The 18,747-nt window shown below is 68.4% G+C and carries 16 protein-coding genes; 6 read left to right on the top strand and 10 right to left on the bottom strand.

Annotated elements, in window-relative coordinates:
* Positions 1-84: 84 nt before the first annotated feature.
* Positions 85-1,809 carry a DUF8094 domain-containing protein gene (locus E0H92_RS32135; RefSeq protein ID WP_131498890.1) on the top strand — a complete coding sequence of 575 codons (1,725 nt, stop codon included), beginning with the start codon at positions 85-87 and terminating at the stop codon, positions 1,807-1,809.
* Here E0H92_RS32135 and E0H92_RS32130 read toward each other — a convergent pair.
* Together E0H92_RS32130 and E0H92_RS32125 are read right to left on the bottom strand one after the other, a co-directional pair.
* Positions 1,803-2,465 (bottom strand): HAD family hydrolase, encoded by a 663-nt coding sequence (locus E0H92_RS32130; RefSeq protein ID WP_131498889.1) that lies wholly within the window; start codon positions 2,463-2,465, stop codon positions 1,803-1,805. The two genes, E0H92_RS32135 and E0H92_RS32130, sit on opposite strands and share 7 nt — an antisense overlap.
* Entirely contained in the window at positions 2,462-2,902 is a 441-nt protein-coding gene (locus E0H92_RS32125) for an Lrp/AsnC family transcriptional regulator (protein WP_131461477.1), read from the bottom strand. Before E0H92_RS32125 ends, E0H92_RS32130 begins: the two co-directional genes overlap by 4 nt.
* An 80-nt stretch (positions 2,903-2,982) precedes the next feature.
* Here E0H92_RS32125 and E0H92_RS32120 point away from each other — a divergent pair, with 80 nt between their 5' ends.
* Positions 2,983-3,903: a 5'-3' exonuclease gene (locus E0H92_RS32120; RefSeq protein ID WP_131296252.1), complete on the top strand. Its 921-nt coding sequence runs from the start codon at positions 2,983-2,985 to the stop codon at positions 3,901-3,903.
* On the top strand, positions 3,900-5,096 hold the full coding sequence (locus tag E0H92_RS32115) for a M20 metallopeptidase family protein (RefSeq protein ID WP_131498888.1): 1,197 nt from the start codon (positions 3,900-3,902) through the stop codon (positions 5,094-5,096). The genes E0H92_RS32120 and E0H92_RS32115 overlap by 4 nt, the downstream gene beginning before the upstream one ends.
* A gap of 278 nt (positions 5,097-5,374) precedes the next feature.
* Here E0H92_RS32115 and E0H92_RS32110 read toward each other — a convergent pair whose 3' ends face one another.
* A complete protein-coding gene (locus E0H92_RS32110) occupies positions 5,375-6,508 on the bottom strand; it encodes an MFS transporter (protein WP_131498887.1) in 1,134 nt (377 codons plus the stop codon).
* 88 nt (positions 6,509-6,596) lie between these two features.
* Here E0H92_RS32110 and E0H92_RS32105 point away from each other — a divergent pair, with 88 nt between their 5' ends.
* Entirely contained in the window at positions 6,597-7,175 is a 579-nt protein-coding gene (locus tag E0H92_RS32105; protein WP_131461474.1) for a CGNR zinc finger domain-containing protein, read from the top strand.
* 26 nt (positions 7,176-7,201) lie between these two features.
* On the top strand, positions 7,202-8,137 hold the full coding sequence (locus E0H92_RS32100) for a GNAT family N-acetyltransferase (RefSeq protein WP_131462197.1): 936 nt from the start codon (positions 7,202-7,204) through the stop codon (positions 8,135-8,137).
* 5 nt (positions 8,138-8,142) lie between these two features.
* Here the strand turns inward: E0H92_RS32100 and E0H92_RS32095 are convergent, their stop codons facing one another.
* The 7 genes from E0H92_RS32095 to E0H92_RS32065 form a co-directional block, all read right to left on the bottom strand.
* Positions 8,143-9,045, bottom strand: a complete 903-nt coding sequence (locus E0H92_RS32095; protein ID WP_202873936.1) for a nucleoside hydrolase — start codon at positions 9,043-9,045, stop codon at positions 8,143-8,145.
* A gap of 29 nt (positions 9,046-9,074) precedes the next feature.
* Complete coding sequence (locus E0H92_RS32090) at positions 9,075-10,067, bottom strand: nucleoside hydrolase (RefSeq protein ID WP_131498886.1); 993 nt, start codon at positions 10,065-10,067, stop codon at positions 9,075-9,077.
* The gene (locus tag E0H92_RS32085) at positions 9,997-11,322 is read right to left on the bottom strand and encodes an ABC transporter permease (protein WP_165550128.1); all 1,326 of its coding nucleotides are present in this window, start codon (positions 11,320-11,322) and stop codon (positions 9,997-9,999) included. Before E0H92_RS32085 ends, E0H92_RS32090 begins: the two co-directional genes overlap by 71 nt.
* 94 nt (positions 11,323-11,416) lie before the next feature.
* The gene (locus E0H92_RS32080; RefSeq protein ID WP_131498884.1) at positions 11,417-13,480 is read right to left on the bottom strand and encodes an ABC transporter ATP-binding protein; all 2,064 of its coding nucleotides are present in this window, start codon (positions 13,478-13,480) and stop codon (positions 11,417-11,419) included.
* On the bottom strand, positions 13,477-15,210 hold the full coding sequence (locus E0H92_RS32075) for an ABC transporter ATP-binding protein (RefSeq protein ID WP_131498883.1): 1,734 nt from the start codon (positions 15,208-15,210) through the stop codon (positions 13,477-13,479). The genes E0H92_RS32080 and E0H92_RS32075 overlap by 4 nt, the downstream gene beginning before the upstream one ends.
* Positions 15,210-15,893 carry a TetR/AcrR family transcriptional regulator gene (locus E0H92_RS32070; RefSeq protein ID WP_238173688.1) on the bottom strand — a complete coding sequence of 228 codons (684 nt, stop codon included), beginning with the start codon at positions 15,891-15,893 and terminating at the stop codon, positions 15,210-15,212. Before E0H92_RS32070 ends, E0H92_RS32075 begins: the two co-directional genes overlap by 1 nt.
* A gap of 42 nt (positions 15,894-15,935) precedes the next feature.
* Positions 15,936-16,706 carry a TetR/AcrR family transcriptional regulator gene (locus E0H92_RS32065; RefSeq protein ID WP_131498882.1) on the bottom strand — a complete coding sequence of 257 codons (771 nt, stop codon included), beginning with the start codon at positions 16,704-16,706 and terminating at the stop codon, positions 15,936-15,938.
* 155 nt (positions 16,707-16,861) lie between these two features.
* On the opposite strand from E0H92_RS32065, the gene E0H92_RS32060 reads away from it, so the two are divergent.
* Complete coding sequence (locus E0H92_RS32060; RefSeq protein ID WP_202873969.1) at positions 16,862-18,742, top strand: ABC transporter ATP-binding protein; 1,881 nt, start codon at positions 16,862-16,864, stop codon at positions 18,740-18,742.
* The last annotated feature ends 5 nt before the right edge of the window (positions 18,743-18,747 follow it).

Below are 18,747 nucleotides of genomic sequence, written 5' to 3'. Positions count from 1 at the left end.
TAGGTGTGGGTGGGCTAGCATCACGCGTCTGTTTGTCGGGCGGTTTGTCTGGGGCATGCCGCGATCTCGGGAGTTCTTGTGCGGGTGATCCGCAGGATATTCGGCGTACTGCTGGCTTTGATCGGGTTGGTTGTCGCGGTCGTCGGTGGGGTCGCGGCGTTCTGGCTGATCGGGCCGGACGACACGGTCCAGTCCGGTGAGCAGCATCTGTCCAGCAAGGGACTGGCGATCGCGAGTACGCCGGAACTGCTGAACCGGAACGGTCCGGTGCTGCACGTCGACGTACGGTCGGCGAAGGATCAGCCGGTGTTCGTCGGGGTGGCTCGGGACTTCGACGTCAGCAGTTATCTGAAGGGTTTCGCGCACACGAAGCTCGTGCAGGTGCAGTACCCGATCGCGCTGTCGACGCAGGACGAGAAGGGTACGGCGGGTCCGCTCGCCGCGCCGGACACGCTCGACTGGTGGGTTGCCAAGGCGAACGGGGCAGGTACCCAGTCGATCGCGTGGCCGATCGAGGACGGCCCGTACGACGTGGTCATCATGAACGCCGACGGGAAGACGGCTCCCGACGTACAGGTCGATCTGGGCATCGAGATCCCGAAGGCGTTCGCGACCGCGCTGGCCGTGTTCGCCGTCGGGATCGTCCTGCTTGCCCTCGGCATCTTCCTCGTCCTGTTCCGCCGCCGCCCCACCAAACCCCAGCAGGCCGACCCGGCCCAGTTCCACCAGCCCCAGGGCAACTCCCAGTTCCCGCAGGCCCAGTACCCACAGCCTCCGGTCCAGTACCCGCCCGCCCACGGTCGGCCGCCGCAGCAGGCACCCACGCAGGGTGGTGGAGTGGTCCGTCGGGTGGTTGTTGGTGGGTTGGCGCTTGGGCTGGTGAGTGGTTGCGCGGCGGTTCCGTCGGCGGACAGTGTGACGGTGCTGACTCGGCCGGCGATCAGTGATGACGCAGCGGTGGCGGTGATCAAGCACTACAACGCCGTGAACAACAAGGCGAACAGCGTCCGCGACGGCAAGCTCATCGCGACGGTTGAAGGCGGCAACCTTGTCCGCGAGAGCCAGGCCGGGTACGAGATCGACAGCGTCGCCAAGGACAAGCCGACGGCGCCGTTCGTCTACACCGGCTCGGTGATCGGAGCGCCGCAGTCCGCCGCCTACCCGATGCGTTTCGTCAGTAACTCGGCGATCTCCACCAACAAGGCGTACCGCCACCTCGGCGTGTGGGAGCGCGCGACCGCCGGCAGCCCCTGGATGATCACCTTCGCCGCGGGGGTGAAGACGACCGTCAAGCTCCCTGACCTCACGGGCCTCCGCGCAGCGACCAAGGCCGACGACAAGCGGCTCGCGGTCGCCCCGCAGGTCGCCGCCACCAGCCTGGCGACGTACCTGACCGGCGGCGCCAAGTCGCCCCGCGCCGCCGCGTTCCAGCCGAACGTGGACATCACGAAGATGCTCGCGGGCATCGTGACCAACCGGGCCGAGAAGGCGAAGATGCGCGGATCCACGCGGAGCCTGAGCGACGTGTTCACGGCCCCGCCGCAGTCCCCCGCGTTCGTCACCAAGTCCGGTACGGCGGTGGTGTTCGTCTCGCTCACGCACGAGTACACGCTGATCCCCGGACCCAACTGGCACTTCTGGTGGGACGGGATGCCCGAGAACGCGTTCAGCCCGAAGTCCGTCAAGTACTACAACGGCCTCACGTCGGAGACGATCCACGACACCGTGCTCCTGATCCCACCGAAGGGCAAGGGCAAGATCGAGGTCGCGTCCTTCGAGTCCCAGGTCGTCGACGCGGGCGGTTACTGAGCCAGGTAGGCCGTCAGGTCGGCGTACGTCGTGATCGTCGGGCCCGACCAGGTCGGGTCGCTGTTGGCGTGTTCGGTGGTGCGGATCGCGCGCATGCCGAGGGCTGCGGCGGCTGCGAGTTCGTTGTCGTTGCCGTCGCCTACGTAGAGACAGTCGGTGGGGTCGGCGTCCAGGGCGGTGCAGGCTGTGCGGTAGATGGCGGGCTCGGGTTTAGCGGCGCCTACCTCGGCGGAGAAGGCCGTTGCGTCGAAGTACTGGGCGAGCGGGCTGGTCGGCCATTGGAGCTGGGTTTCGGCGGTGATGTTGCTGACCAGCCCGATCCGCCAGCCCGCTGCCTTGAACGCGGCCAAGGTCTCGAGGGTCGCCGCGGGCGCCCGGCCGAGCAACCGTTGGGCGAGCGCCCGGCGCAGGCCCGTTGCCTCCTGCACCTGTTCGTCGGTCGGCGTACCACCGCACCGCTGGGCGATGACGCGCAGTGTGCTCGGCAGGTCGCCGTACGCGCCGATGAACCGCTCGTACGACGACGCGTCGAACGCCGCCTGGAACGCCGCGGCGTCGACCCCGAGCACCGCGCCCATCCGTGCGTTGACCACGTCCCGCTCGTCGTCACCGCCCGAGATCAGCGTGCTGAACAGGTCGCTGAGCAGGACCTTCACAGCGCCGGTGGACGGCGTTCGTACGGCGTGCTCAGCACGATCGTCGTGGTCGTGGAGACGTTCGCGCGCGCCCGGATGACGGCCAGGAGGTTCTCCAGGGCGGCCGGTGAGGCGACCCGGACGATGAGGACGTAACTGGAGTCGCCGGCGACCGAGTAGCAGGACTCGATCTCCGGGACCTCCCGGAGCCGCTCGGGCGAGTCGTCCGGCTGGGACGGGTCGATCGGCCGGATCGAGATCAGCGCGGTCAGCGGCAGGTCCAGTGCGGTGTGGTCGACCGTGGCGGCGTACCCCTGGATGATCCCGCGCTGCTCGAGCCGCTTCACCCGCTGGTGTACGGCCGACGTGGACAGGCCGGTCGCCTTGCCCAGGTCGGTGAAGCTCATCCTGCCGTCGGAAGCGAGCAGCCCGACGATCTTGCGGTCCAGGTCCTCCATCCTGGAGACCCTACTGCCGGGACCGCCGGGCATGAAAGCATCTCCCCATGGCTGAGACAGTTCCAGGGACACAGCGGCTGATGCTGCTCGACACCGCATCGCTCTACTTTCGGGCCTTCTTCGGCGTGCCGGACACGATGAAGGCGGCCGACGGTACGCCGACCAACGCGATCCGCGGGCTGCTCGACTTCATCGCCCGGCTGGCCGAGAACCACCGGCCGACCCACCTGGTGGCTTGCTGGGACGACAACTGGCGGCCGTCGTGGCGGGTCGCGCTGATTCCGTCGTACAAGGCGCAGCGGGTCGAGTTCGTGTCGGCGAAGGGCGAGCAGGTCGAGGACGTGCCGGACCGCCTGGAGGTGCAGATCCCGTACATCCGGGCCTGCCTGGAGGCGATCGGCATCACCGTCGTCGGCGCCCCCGACCACGAGGCGGACGACGTGATCGGCACGCTGTCGCACCAGGCGACGATGCCGGTCGATGTCGTCACCGGGGACCGGGACCTGTTCCAGTTGATCGACGACAGCCGCGGCATCCGGGTCGTCTACACGGCCGCCCGCGGCGTCGGCCGGGCCGAGGTGTACGACGAGAAGGCGCTGCTCGCGAAGTACGAGGTCCCGGCTCAGCGGTACGCCGACTTCGCGACGCTGCGTGGTGACGCGTCCGACGGGCTGCCCGGCGTGAAGGGTGTCGGCGAGAAGACGGCCGCCTCGCTCGTCACGGCGTACGGCGACCTGGACGCGATCCGCGCCGCGGCGGCCGACCCGAGTACGCCGATGGCACCTGGGGTGAAGAAGAAGATCGTGGCGGCGGCCGACTACCTCGACGTCGCGCCGAAGGTGGTCGCGGTGGCGAAGGACGCGCCGGTCGGGACGTACGACGCGACGCTGCCGCGCGCGATCAAGGACCCGGAACGCTGGCTGGACCTCGTCGAACTGCTCGAACTCGGCAGCAGCGCCCAACGCGTGATGGCAGCCCTCGACCTGGGCCCGAAAGCGTGAGGACCCGCGAGCTGGCGGAGCAGTTCCGCGAGGAGATCGTCACGCTGCGCCGGGCACTGCACCAGGTCCCGGAGTACGACCTCGACCTGCCGAAGACGCAGCAGCTGATTCTGGACGCGCTCGAGGGCCTGCCGCTCGAGATCACCCTCGGCAAGGAGCTGTCGTCCGTGACCGCCGTACTGCGGGGTGGTCGCGGACCCGGTCCCGTCGTACTCCTCCGCGGCGACATGGACGCACTGCCCGTCACCGAGCGGACCGCCGTACCGTTCGCGTCCCAGCATCCCGGGATGATGCACGCCTGCGGTCACGACCTGCACGTCGCGGGGCTCGTCGGCGCCGCGAAGGTGCTGTCCGCGCTGAAGGACGAGCTGCCCGGCGACGTCGTGTTCATGTTCCAACCGGGCGAGGAGACGTCCGGCGGCGCGCCGATCATGATCCGCGAAGGCGTGCTCGACGCGGCCGGCCGGCGGGCGGATGCGGCGTACGGGCTGCACGTCGGCGCGTCGTCGCAGCCGTTGGGGATGTGGAGCAGCCGGCCCGGGTCGTTCATGGCCGCGGCCGACCAGCTGCACGTGCGCGTCATCGGGGCGGGGACGCACGGCTCCACGCCGTACCGGGGGAAGGACCCGATCCCGGTGCTGTGCGAGATCGTGACCGCGTTACAGACGATGATCACGCGGCAGTTCGACGTGTTCGACCCGGTGGTGCTGACGGTCGGGCGGATCGCGGGCGGTACCAAGGAGAACATCATCCCGGACGACGCGTTCTTCGACGCGACCGTGCGGACGTTCTCCGAGACGGCGCGGGCGAAGGTCCAGGAGGTGTCGATCCAGCTCGTCGAGGGTCTCGCGGCGGCGCACGGGCTACAGGTCGAGGCGGAGTACCAGGTCGGGTACCCGGTGACGGTCAACGACGAGGCAGAGTTCGAGTTCGCCCGCTCCGTGATCGAGGAGCTCTTCGGGCCGGAACGCTTCCGCGAACGGCCCAACCCACGGTGCGGCGCCGAGGACTTCTCCTACGTCCTGCAGGAGGTCCCCGGCGTCTACCTCAACCTCAGCGCCTGCGCCTCCCCCGACCCCGACGCGGCCGCCGACAACCACTCACCGCTGGCGAACTTCGACGACTCCGTCCTCCCCGACGGCGCCGCCCTCCTCGCCGAACTCGCCGTACGCCGGCTCAACCGGGCCGGTTAGCCGTGAGCTGATCCCACCTCCGCGGGTCAGCTTCGGCCAGGATCAGGTGTCGAAGGTGCGCTCTGGCAGGTATTGCAGGTCGACAGTACGTATACGCCCACTACCCGGGACCGCACGCCTAGCAGCCGCGTTAATCGCTGGGCAATGGGCGTATACGTACTGTCGACCTGCACACACGAGTCTTCAGCCGGCTGGTCGTCCGAACGCCGAGTTGACCGAGTTGCCGGACGCCGCCACGTGCCGATGTGCTCCGCGTCGGCAGCCTGTCCGGGAGTACGTCAGCGAGCTGCTTCGCGTCGCAGCGCCAGTCCACTGATGCCCAGTCCTAGGACCGTGATCCCCGCAGCGACCAGGTAGACGGCGGGCAGGCCGGGGCCGGCGATGACCCGGCCGCCCAGCCAGCCCGCGAAGGCGGCCGCGACCTGGTACGCCGAGGCGTTGACCGCGATCGCCAGCGTCGGGGCCGCAGCGGCTGTGGTGAGGACACGGGTTTGCATGCCGGGGATCACGGAGAAGGCGACCGCGCCGAGTGCGAAGACGAGCACACCGATGAGGATCGTGGCCGAGCTCAGCCGGAGGGCGACGAGCAGCAGAACCAGCACTGCCAGCGCGCCAAGTTGTGAGGGCAGCAGGGCGCGATCGGCGAGGCGGCCGCCCACCAGGTTACCGAGTGTCGCGCCGACGCCGTACACCAGCAGCATTGGGGCGATGGCTCCTGCGCTGAACGACGCGGGTCCGGTCAGCAGCGGTGCCAGGTACGTGAACACCATCAGTGCGCCGATGTTGGCGACAGCGGTGATCGCGGTCGCGAGGAGCAGGTCCCGGTTGCGGAAGACGGCGAACTCCGCCAGCGCGCGGGTGCGTACGCCGGGCTGATCGTTCGGAATGAACCGGGCGACCAGGATCAGTCCGGCCGCGCAGCAGGCGGTGATCGCGGCGAACGTCGTACGCCAGCCGAACACGTCGCCGATCCAGGTGCCGAGCGGTGCGCCGAGGATCATCGCCAGGTTCATCCCGAGGGCGAGCTTCGCGACGGTCGAAGCCTTCTTCTCCGGTGGTGCGGCGGCGGTCGCGATCACGATCGCGTTCGCGAAGAACGTGGACGTGACCAGCGCCGTCACGATCCGGGCCGCGAACAGGACGCCGTACCCGGGTGCGACCGTGGACAGCAGGTTGCCCGTCACGGCGACCGCGAGCAGCCCGAGGACGAGAGGTTTTCGCGGCCGCCCGGCGGTGATTGCCGTCAGCAACGGGCCGCCGACGATCATGCCCAGCGCGTACGCCGTGACCAGCAGCCCCGCCGCCGGGATCGAGACCCCGAGGTCCCCCGCCACGGCCGGCAGGATCCCGGCCACCACGAACTCCCCCGTGGTCACTCCGAACACGCACACCAGCAACGCCGTCAGCTTCATCTTGTCCTCACGGTTAAGGATCCTATTATCCGTGAGAGAGACTGTAGATCGTTCTCACGGATGAACGCAACCTGTACCATGAGATCCCATGGACCCGACCCCGCCGCTACCGCCCGCTCCCGGCGCGGACGACTACCTCGCGCTCGAGTTCGCCAACACCGCGATCGCGCTGCCCGGCGGCCAGTACGTCGACCTGCTGGGCAGTCCTGCCGCCGTCAGTCGTTGGCTCACCGCGCGCAACCTCGCGCCCGAGGACGCCGACGTACAAGAGATGTGCGCGACCCAGCTCCGCGCCCTCCGCGAACACATCCGCTCGCTCTTCGCGGCCCGCGTCACCGGCGCCCCCGCTCTTCCCGCGGCCCTCGACGCCGTGAACGACGCCCTCACCCGGGTTCCCACCGCCGCACTATTGCGCTGGGACGACAAGACCGGGCCGTATCGAGCCCACCCCTGCCCCACGAACGAGATCCTCGAACACGCGTTGGCTACGATCTCCGCAAGTGCCGCGGACCTCCTCACGAGCGAGGAAGCTCTCACGGCCTGCGAGTCCACACCCTGCAACCGCTACCTGATCCGCCACGGCCGCCGCCACTGGTGCTCCATCCGCTGCGGCGACCGAGTCCGCGCAGCCCGCGCCTACGCCCGACGTACCGCTCACTCGTCTTAGAAACCCAGGAGCCCTACTTGACCTCGGTGACGTACCGTCCGCTGACCGGTCCTGAGGAGATCGAGCTGTTCTGCAAGCTCACGTATGTCCTTGACCACGAACTGCCCGACGACTTCGCGGACGGTTGCCGGCGCCCCGAGTGGACCTGGGTCGCGCTGGACGGCGACCGTCTCCTCGCGCGGCTTGCCTGGTGGACGACCCCGGGCGGCGACGTGCCACTGCAGTTCGACTTTTTCGACGTCGACGACACGCTGCCGCGGGCCGAGCGCGACGAGATCGGTCTGCGGTTGTTCGAGACGGCGCGAGCCGCTGTCTTTCCGGCTGGCGCGAAGCTGCCCGAGTACGGGCGCTTCGTCCCGCCGGACTGGCGTGAGAACCCCGCGGCCCGTGAGGTGGTCGAGTCGCGTACGCGCGTCCTCGAGAGCACGGGCGCGCGGCTGCTGGTCGAGCGGCTCCGGCTCCAGTGGACCCCGGCATCGCTGCTCCCGGAGTCCAAGGGCCGGCTCGTGTTCCGCCCGGTCGCCGATCGCGAGGATCTGGTCGCTCTGATGACGCCGGTGATGGAGGGCACGCTCGACGCCCACGGTCAGGCGGATCTCGCGTCCGGGCTGAGCCCGCGCGAGGCGGCGGAACAGCACTACGACGAGGAGTTCGCCGGGTACCAGAGCCCGCACGAGTGGTGGCGGATCGCCGAACTCCCCGACGGGGGCGGCCCGGTGGGCTTCGTCGTACCCGCCCGCAACAACTACCACCCGATCATCGCGTACATCGGCGTACTCCCCGCACACCGCGGCCACGGCTACATCGACGACATCCTTGCCGAGGGCACCCGCATCCTCGCCGCCGAGGGCGTCGACCGCATCCGGGCCGCGACTGACCTGGGCAACGTCCCGATGGCCCAGGCCTTCGCCCGCGCCGGCTACGTCAACTTCGAACGCGCCCTCAACTTCGTCTGGGACTGACCGCTTCAGCCCAAGGCCTTGTCCAGCCAAGTCATGAAGGCCGCGTAGTCAGCCGAGATCGACATCTTGATCTCGGCGCCGTCAGCTTTCAGGCTCATCCGCGCGATGTCGTCGAGCACCACGTGCTCCCGCACGAACCGCACCCCCGGCCAGAGCAACGCAGCCGCCAAGGCCAGCGCGTCGTGCTGGAGGGCCGGGTACTTCGCCGTCCAGCGATCGAACTGCTCCCGCAAGACGCGCTCCCACGGCCTCGCGTCCGGGGCGGCCCACCTCCGGTAGAGCGGCGACTCCGCCGTGATCTCGATGGCCGGGTTGAAGGTCACGTCGGACAGTACGAACGTCGGCGGCCCCCAGCGCTCCAAGGTCGGCAGGATCTCGATCACCGCGGCCGGATCCGCCCGGAAGTTGTGCTCGGCCCGCGCCGGATCCCGGTAGTTGATCGCCCCACCCATCTGCGTGACTGCCAGCCGCGCCACCAGCTCCGGCCGCTCCCGCTGCAGGCTCGCCAGGTTCGACAGCGGCCCCATCCCCACCCACCGAACCTGCCCGTCCAGCCCCTCGAAGACCTCACTGACTGCAGCCGCCACGTCCGTGTCCTGCGGCGGCACCTCCGCCGGGCACATCCCGCCGACGACGAATCCCCTCCGATTCCCCAGATCGGCCCCCGCCACCACCCGAACATCCGACCGCCCCGCCAGATCCAGCAACCACCGCACAAACCGAGCCCGCTCCCCGCCGTACTCGTCACCAGTGACCACCAGTGCCAGCTCAGGCACCAACCGAGCCGCCACCACCAACGCAACACTGTCATCCGGATCCCCACCGGCATCGGTGTCGATGATCATCGGCGCCTTCGCGATCGCGAGGCCCATCCGCCCGCCCACGGCATCCGTCTCGCAGTCGCCCATCCCCACCTCCAGAACTGGGACCGACTCCGTCAGTCCAGCGCCTTCTCCAACCACACCATGAAGGCCGCGTAGTCGGCCGAGATCGACATCTTGATCTCGGCGCCGTCAGCTTTCAGGCTCATCCGCGCGATGTCGTCGAGCACCACGTGCTCCCGCACGAACCGCACCCCCGGCCAGAGCAACGCAGCCGCCAGTGCCAGCGCGTCGTGCTGCATGGATCCCGGGTACTTCGTGGTCCAGCGATCGAAGTGCTCGCGCAGCACCCGCTCCCACGGGCGTGCGTCCAGGCGGCCCCAGCGTTCGTAGAGGGCGGACTCGCGGGTGATCTCCATCGCCGGGTTGAACGTCACGTCCGACACCACGAAGGTCGGGTTCCACCGCCCCAGCTCAGGCACCATCCGGATCGCGGCCTCCGCGTCCACCCGGAAGTTGTGCTCGGCCCGCGACGGATCCCGGTAGTTGATCGCCCCACCCATCTGCGTGACGGCCAGCCGCGGAAGCAGCACTGGCGCCTCGCGCTGCAGCCGCGCAAGGTTCGACAGCGGGCCCATGCCAACCCAGCGAATCCGTCCCTCGATCCCCGAACAGACCTCGTCGATCACACCGACCACATCATCGTCCTGCCGAGGCACCTCGGCAGGACAGACACCGTCCATGAACCACATCCGGCTGTTCCCGAGGTCGGATCCCGTCGCAACCCGGACATCCGGTCGCCCGGCCAGATCCAGCAGATATCGCGCGAGCCGGGCCCGCTGCCCGCCGTACTCGTCACTGGTCACCACCAACCGCAGCTCCGGCACCCGCCGAGCTGCCACCACCAGCGCCACCGTGTCATCCGGATCCCCACCCAGGTCGGTGTCGATGATCATCGGCGCCTTGGCAATCGCCGGCACGCCGACGCGCGGCGGAGGACCAACCCGAAGCATCTCGTCGACCATGTCCTCGACCCCCTCATAGTCCGCGGTCGTCCCGACCAGGGCCATCCAGTCGCCCTCCGGGTCGCTTCCCTTCGCGCCGCCCATCCCTGCCTCCGCTTGCCCGAGTCGAATTCAGAACATTCTCCACGAAGACCGTCTTGTCCCCGTCGCTGCCGCACTGCTCGTACGCCGACCAGATCGACTCGCGCGCTGCCTCCGGGACCTGCGCGCGGTCCAGTGCCTTCTGCAGCAAGTCTGCCTGCTTCTTGTCGGCACGATGCACGAACGAGTCGAGGATCTCCGCGAGCCGTGGATCGGTGGATCCACCGCTGATCCAGGCGCGGATCTCCGTCCGATACCGCTGCGCCCTGTCGTCCAGCCACGCACGATAGTTGCCTCCGGCATCGCGGACCCTCGCGACATCTCCGGCGAGGTCGCCGATCGCATAGAGGTTGATCGCCTTGACACCTTCACGGACCGGAAGGTGCCGGAACCGCGCTGAGATCCGGCCGCGGCTCAGTCCGTCCAGAAGCGCCGGGTCATGACGCTGCCCGGTCTGCTCGGGGCCGGCGGCGCCGAGTCGGACCGGGCTCGACATCGGCCCGTCGAAGAGCTCCTCGATACTGTTGATCGCGAGCTGATGCGCGAACGTCTTCGAAACGTCGTCCGGCAGCTCGTACAGCGGCAGACCGCCTCGGCCCTCGGTAGCCGCAAGGTGTACTTCATACCCCTTCTTGCTCCCCGGATGCGGATCGTGCGGCGACTCTCCGTGGAACGCGTACCGTCCGGTGAAGGTCGTCTCCGGATACACCGCCGACAGGAGCTCTTGCACCGTGCCCTTGAAGCTCGTGTCGAAGACACTGACCCGGCTCCCCGGCTGACCGACAGGCACCCCACCGGTCTGCAAGTACTCGCTCAACACCCAGAAACCACCGGCTGTGTCTGCTCGATCGACGCGCGACGCGACCCGCCGGAATGCGGCGACTTGCGGGAACGTCATACCGTGGTGGTTCTCGAGGTCCTGCACGGCGTTCTCGACCAGCGCCCGCGACACCACCAGGTTCGAGGAGTTCTGCTGCATGAAGTTTCGATCGAGCATCTTCATCGCGAGCGCCAGGTGATGCCCATCACGGCCCAGAGCAAGCAGGCGGTCGGCGCGACGGGACCCGACGTCCGCACGAAGGTCTGCGAGCATGTCGTCGGCTACGCGGACCATGAGCGGGGCGTGGTACTGGTAGGCGACGAGGTAGGCGTCCCGCAGGCTGGTCAGATGGGATGGGTCGGTGAGATCGAGTTTCGTACCGATGGTGTGCGCCCATCGGTTGCCACGTCGCCGTATCGGGTCCATGTCCGTCGCCATGGCTCAAGTACGCCACAACCGGTGCCGGCCCCGCGGAAGTTATCCACAGGCAGGAGGACGGGGACACCGGGTTGGTGTCCCCGTCCTGGTTAGGTCAGCGGGCGATGGGGCGGCCGGCTGGGGTTGGGGTTGGTAGGGCGGCGGCTTCTTCGTCGATGTCTACTACGGCGCCGCTGAACTGGGCGTTGTAGAGGCGGGCGTAGGCGCCGTCCACTGCGAGGAGTTCGCGGTGGTTGCCTTGTTCGACGATGGCGCCGTCTTCCATGACGAGGATCAGGTCCGCGTCGCGGATGGTGGACAGGCGGTGGGCGATGACGAAGCTGGTGCGGTCGGAGCGCAGGGCGGCCATGGCGCGTTGCACCAGGACCTCCGTGCGGGTGTCGACCGAGCTGGTCGCCTCGTCGAGGATCAGCAACTGCGGGTCGGCGAGGAACGCGCGGGCGATGGTGAGCAGCTGCTTCTCACCGGCGCTGACGTTGCTGCCTTCCTCGTCGATGACCGTGTCGTACCCGTCCGGCAGGCTGTGCACGAAGCGATCGACGTACGTCGCCTTCGCGGCCGCCAGCATGTCGTCCTCGGTGGCGTTCAGGTTGCCGTAGAGGATGTTGTCCCGGATCGTGCCGCCGAACAGCCAGGTGTCCTGCAGCACCATGCCGATCCGCGAACGCAGGTCGTGCCGGGTCAGCTCGGTGATGTCGACGCCGTCGAGCGTGATCCGGCCGCCGTTCAGCTCGTAGAACCGCATGATCAGGTTGACCAGCGTGGTCTTCCCGGCACCGGTCGGGCCGACGATCGCGACCGTCTGGCCGGGTTCGGCGACCAGGCTCAGGTCGGTGATCAGCGGCTTCTCTGGGTCGTACGAGAACGAGACATGCTCGAACTCGACCCGCCCGCGAGAGTCGGAGACCTTCACCGGAGTCGCGTCGTCCGGCACCTGCTCCTTGGCGTCCAGTACCTCGAACACACGCTCCGCCGACGCCACACCGGACTGCAGCAGGTTCGCCATCGAGGCCACCTGGGTCAGCGGCTGGGTGAACTGCCGCGAATACTGGATGAACGCCTGTACGTCGCCCAGCGACATCGTGCCGGAGGCGACCCGCAGACCGCCGACGACCGCGATCACCACGTAGTTCACGTTCCCGATGAACATCATCAGCGGCATGATCAGACCGGAGATGAACTGCGCCCCGAACGCGGCCTTGTACAGCTCCTCGTTCTTCTCCGCGAAGCTCGCCTCGATCTCCTTCTGCCGGCCGAAGACCTTCACCAGCTCGTGCCCGGTGAACGCCTCCTCGATCTGACCGTTCAAGGCGCCGGTATGCCGCCATTGCGCGACGAACCGAACCTGCGAACGCTTGGCGATCGCCGCCGTCAGCACCATCGAGATCGGAATCGTGACGAGCGCGATCAGCGCCAGCAGCGGCGAGATCACGAACATCATCGTAATCACGCCGATCACCGTCAGCAGCGACGTCAGCAACTGGCTCAGCGTCTGCTGCAGACTGGTCGAGATGTTGTCGATGTCGTTGGTGACCCGGCTGAGCAGCTCACCGCGCGGCGCGCCGTCGAAGTAGCTCAGCGGCAGCTTGTTCAGCTTCTCCTCGACCTCGGACCGCAGGTCCAGAATGGTCCGCTGGACGACGCCGTTCAGGATGTAGCCCTGCGCCCAGGACAGGAAGAACGCGCCGACGTACAACGCCAGCACCAGCAGCAGGACGTTGCGCAGGGCATCGAAGTCGATGCCGACGCCGGGGATCAGGTCGATCCCCTGCAGCAGGTCCGCCAGCCGGCCGTTGCCGGACGCGCGGGTCTGCTCGACGATCTGCTCCTTGGTCATGCCCTTCGGGAACCTCTTGCCGATCGCGCCGGCGAAGATGATGTCGGTCGCACGGCCGAGGATCTTCGGGCCGAGCACCGACAGGCCGACACTGAAGATCGCGAGCAGGACGACACCCGACACCTGCACCCGGTGCGGACGCAGCCGCTTGAGCAGCCGCTTCGCCGAGGGCAGGAAGTCGATCGACTTGTCCCCCGGAATCCCTCCCGGAGGCCCGAACGCGCGCCCGGTGGTCGGCCGTTCAGTGGCCTTGACCGTCTTGGCCGCGCCGGCCTCGGTCGGCTCCTGCCCGTTCGGTGACGGCTTCTGTTCGTCGCTCATGCCGCCTCCTCCGCGGAACGCTGGGACTCGACGATCTCGACGTACGTCGGACACGTGTCGAGCAACTCCTGATGGGTGCCCTTGCCGACGATCGCGCCGTCCTCGATCACCACGATCTGGTCGGCGTCGATGATCGTCGAGACCCGCTGGGCGACGACGACCACGCAGGCGTCCCGGGTGACCGGCCGCAGCGCCGCCCGGAGCCGGGCGTCCGTCGCCAGGTCGAGCGCCGAGAACGAGTCGTCGAACAGGAAGATCTCCGGTTTGCGGACCAGCGCCCGCGCGATCGCGAGCCGCTGCCGCTGACCGCCGGACACGTTCGTGCCGCCCTGCGCGATCGGCGCGTTCAGCCCTTCCGGCATCGCCTCGACGAAGTCCTTGCCCTGGGCAATCTCCAGCGCTTCCCAGAGCTCCTCGTCGGTCGCGTCCGGGTTGCCGTACCGCAGGTTGCTGGCGATCGTCCCGGAGAACAGGTACGGACGCTGCGGCACCAGACCGATCCGCTCCCACAGCGCCTCGGGCTCGATCTCCCGTACGTCGATACCGTCGACGAGGACCCGTCCCTCGGTCGCGTCGAACAACCGCGGCACCAGCGAGAGCAGCGTGGTCTTACCGGCGCCGGTGCTGCCGATGATCGCGGTCGTCTGACCCGGCGACGCGACGAAGCTGATGTCCCGCAGTACCGGCTCGGCGGCCCCCGGGTACTTGAAGGAGGCGCGCTCGAACACCAGCTGTCCGCGGCCGGTGAAGCTGCCGATCGGCGTGACCGGCGGCCGCACCGACGACTCAGTGTCGAGGACCTCGGAGATCCGGTCCGCGCAGACCGAGGCGCGCGGCACCATGATCATCACGAACACGCCCATCATGACCGAGAACAGGATCTGGATCAGGTAGCTCAGGAACGCGGTCAGCGCACCGACCTCCATGGTCTGGTTCTCGACCCGGGAGGCGCCGAACCACAGCACCGCGATACTCGACACGTTCAGGATCAGCATCACCGTCGGGAACACCAGCGCCATCAGCCGGCCAGCCCGGATCGCGGTGTCGGTCAGGTTCGCGTTGGCCTCGCCGAAGCGCTCGACCTCGTGCGGCTCGCGGACGAACGCCCGGACCACCCGGATACCCGCGATCTGCTCGCGCAGCACCCGGTTCACGCCGTCGATGTTCTTCTGCATCTTCCGGAACTGCGGCACCATCCGGCTCGCGATGAACCCGATACAGATCGCCAGCAGCGGTACGGCGACCGCCACCAGCCAGGACAGGCCGACGTCCTCGCGGACCGCCATGATCACGCCGCCGACCATCGTGATCGGCGCGGCGACCAGCATCGTGCAGGTGGTGACGACCAGCATCTGGATCTGGGTGACGTCGTTCGTACTGCGGGAGATCAGCGTCGGCGCGCCGAACTGGTTCACCTCCCGCGCGGAGAACTCGCCGACCCGGTGGAACACGGCGGCGCGGACGTCACGTCCGAACAGGGCGGCCGTCTTCGCACCGAAGTACACGGCGGTGATCGTGCAGGCGATCTGCACCAGGCTGACGCCCAGCATCCAGCCGCCGGTGCTCATGATGTAGCCGGTGTCGCCCTTGGCCACGCCGTTGTCGATGATGTCGGCATTCAGGCTGGGCAGGTAGAGGGAGGCGATCGTCCCGATCAGTTGCAGGACGACCACCAGGAGCAGGTTTCCCGCGTACGGACGCAGGTGCGTACGCAAGACGCGAAGTAACATCAATCATCCCCAGAGTCGTGATGGCGGGCACCGTCGAGCGCGAATCCGACGATGTCCTCGGAAGCCGGTGGCTGACCCGTGTGTGGCTGGGTGTGGTGCTTGAGCAGACCGTCGAAGGCGAAGTCGACGATCTCCTCGGCGGTCAGCACGTGGCCGCCGGAAACCATTGGGTGGGTGGCCGAGAACGTGAGCAGGCCGATCATCCGTACGACGTCCTCCGGCGGCAGCCGCAGCTGGTCGGCGTCCGGTCGCAGCAGGTCGGCGAACGCGGCGTTGGCCAGGTCGTTCTGGCGTTTGCGCCGGGCCTCGTCCATCGGCGTCGAGTGCTTGAACTCGGGTGGCCGGCGGATCCGCAGCGCGAACAGCAGCTTGAACACCCGGCGCAACCGCCGCTGGCCGATCTCGACCGCGACGACGGTTCGCTCCCGCAGCGGCAGCGTGCGATCGACCTGTTCGAGGGCGTGGATCAGGTCCGACGGGTCGAACGCGGTCGCCATCGCGGCCTCGACCAGCGCGTCCTTGCTGCCGAACGCACGGAAGATCGTCCCCTCGGCGATCCCCGCCGCCTCGGCGATCTGCTTGGTACTGACCTCGGCGCCGAACTCCTCCAGCAACGGCAGCGCGGCCGCGAGGATGGCAGCGCGCCGTTCCTCGGGGGGCAGTGGGGTCGCTCGTGGGCTCACGCCGTCAAAGGTAACTGAGTGAGTACTCACTCACAACTGCATTTACCCTTCCGGTGCAGTCCGGTCACGGACCAGCGCGGACACGCCGTCCAGCAGCCTTTCCAGACCGTACTCGAACGCATGTTCGGCATCATAAGGAGCGTCGAACTCATTCCCGACGGCGGTTCCGACCCGGGACGAGAGCGGGAACTTCTTCAGGTCGCCGATCTGGTCCAGGTGCGGCACGTGCGCCAGCCACCACTCCTTGTCCGTCATCCCGGACCGCTGGATCACCTGGCGCGACTCCACCGCCGTACGGACGGCGCCGTGCACGTAGCCGTTGACGAGGGCGACCGTCGCGTCCATCTCCAGATCGGTGAGGCCGATCCCCTCGACCGCGGTCAGCTCCCACTCGTACTTCGCCATCACGTTCGGGCCGAGCGGCGGCCGGCTGATCGCCACCTGAAGCAGCCACGGGTGCCGCAGGTACAGCTCCCGGTTCTCGCGAGCGACCTCGTCGAGCGCCGCCCGCCAGTCCCCCGGTACGGCGCGGCGCGGCAACTCGCCGTACACGGTGTCCAGCATGACGTCGAGCAACTCACCCTTGCCTGGGAAGTAGCGGTACAGCGTCATCGCGCCGACGCCGAGCTCGTCGGCGACCCGGCGCATCGACATCGCGGCCAGTCCTTCGGCGTCCGCGATCCGCAGGGCGGCCGCGACGATCCCGTCGACGGTCAGCGCCGGCTTCGGCCCGCGGGTCGGCGCGGGACGGCGGCGCCACAGCAGCTCGAGACTCTTCGCGGGGTCCCCGCTGCCGCTGTACTCCTGCTTCATGTGCGTCGTTCCTTGCCATCGGCTATTCTTCGTACAGTGTACGCAGTTGACCTCAAGTTCCGTCGAGGTTCTAGCGTGAGGTTTTGTCGGTGGTGTGCGGAATCATCGACCGTCCCAGCCGATCGATCCAGCGGAGCACAGCCGTGAGTATGGAAATGACCGCGTGGAACTCGCTCTACCACGCGATGAACGCCCAGGACGAGAAGAGACCCTTCTCCCGAGCCACTCTGCAACGAATCCTCGCCTTCGCCCGCCCCCACCGGCGGTACCTGGTCGCCTTCCTGATGCTCAGCATCGGGGCCGCGGTCCTCGCGGTCGCCACGCCGGTGCTGGCCGGCAAGGTGGTCGACGCGATCGTCGGCGGCAAGGCCTTCGGCTTCGTCCTGCAACTGTCGCTGCTGATCGCGGCCATCGCGGTCGCGGAGGCCGGGCTGAGCCTCGTCACCCGATGGTTGTCCGCGAGCATCGGCGAAGGGCTGATCCTCGATCTGCGGACCGCTGTGTTCGACCACATCCAGCGGATGCCGATCGCGTTCTTCACCCGCACGCGGACCGGCGCGCTGGTCTCCCGGCTGAACAACGACGTGATCGGCGCGCAGCGCGCGTTCAGCGACACGCTGTCCGGCGTCGTCAGCAACCTGGTGATGCTCGTGCTGACGCTGGTGGTGATGCTGGGCGTGTCGTGGCAGATCACTCTGCTGGCGCTGGTTCTCCTCCCGGTCTTCGTCGTGCCCGCGCGCCGGATCGGGGCCAGGCTGGCCGGACTGCAGCGGGAAGCGGCGGACTACAACGCGACCATGAGCACGCAGATGACCGAGCGGTTCTCGGCGCCTGGTGCGACGCTGGTCAAGCTGTTCGGGCGGCCGGCTCGCGAGTCGCAGGAGTTCGCGGTGCGCGCGCGGCGCGTGCGGGACATCGGCGTGCGGACCGCGATGGTGCAGTGGATCTTCGTCACCTCGCTCACGCTGGTGTCCGCGCTGGCGCTGGCGGTCGTCTACGGGCTGGGTGGCTTCTACGCGTTGCGTGACCAGCTCGACGCGGGTGCGGTCGTCGCTATGGCGTTGCTGCTCACCCGGCTGTACTCGCCGTTGACCGCGCTCGCGAGTGCGCGGCTCGAGGTGATGACCGCGCTGGTGAGCTTCGAGCGTGTCTTCGAGGTGCTGGACCTGGAGCCGCTGATCAAGGACAAGCCGGACGCGGGCCGCGTGCCCGAGGGCCCGGTCGCGGTGGAGTTCTCCGGCGTGAGCTTCGCGTACCCGTCGGCGGACAAGGTGTCGCTGGCGTCGCTCGAAGAGGTCGCGAAGCTGGACACGCGCGGCGGCGTCGAGGTGCTGCACGACGTCTCGTTCCGTGCCGAGCCGGGGCAGATGGTCGCGCTGGTCGGCTCGTCGGGCGCCGGCAAGTCGACGATCGCGCAGCTGATTCCCAGGTTGTACGACGTGGACTCGGGAGCCGTGAAGCTCGCCGGGGTCGACGTACGGGATGTGTCCGCGGAGTCGTTGCGGGAGACGCTCGGGATGGTCACGCAGGACGGGCACCTGTTCCACGACTCGATCCGGGAGAACCTGCTGCTCGCGCGTCCCGAGGCGACCGAGGAGGACCTGTGGGACGCGCTGGAGCGAGCTCGGCTGGGTGAGCTGATCCGGTCGCTGCCTGATCAGCTCGACACGGTCGTGGGTGAGCGTGGGTACCGGTTGTCGGGTGGTGAGCGGCAGCGGCTGACAATCGCCCGATTGCTGCTCGCGCAGCCGCGGGTGGTGATCCTCGACGAGGCGACCGCCGCGCTGGACTCGACGAACGAGGCCGCGGTCCAGGCGGCGCTGGCCGAGGCGCTGTCCGGACGGACGGCCGTGGTGATCGCGCACCGGTTGTCGACCATCCGGGCCGCCGACCAGATCCTCGTGATCGAGAACGGACAGGTCGTCGAACGCGGCCGGCACGCGGACCTGCTCGCCGCCGGCGGGCGGTACGAAGAGCTGCACCGGACCCAGTTCGACCAGCCTGGGACGGCGGACGCCGCAGCAGTTCCGGTCTGAGTTTC

This window comes from Kribbella speibonae, assembly GCF_004331375.1.
Classification (GTDB): domain Bacteria; phylum Actinomycetota; class Actinomycetes; order Propionibacteriales; family Kribbellaceae; genus Kribbella; species Kribbella sindirgiensis.
This window is presented reverse-complemented; position numbering and strand designations above follow the sequence as displayed.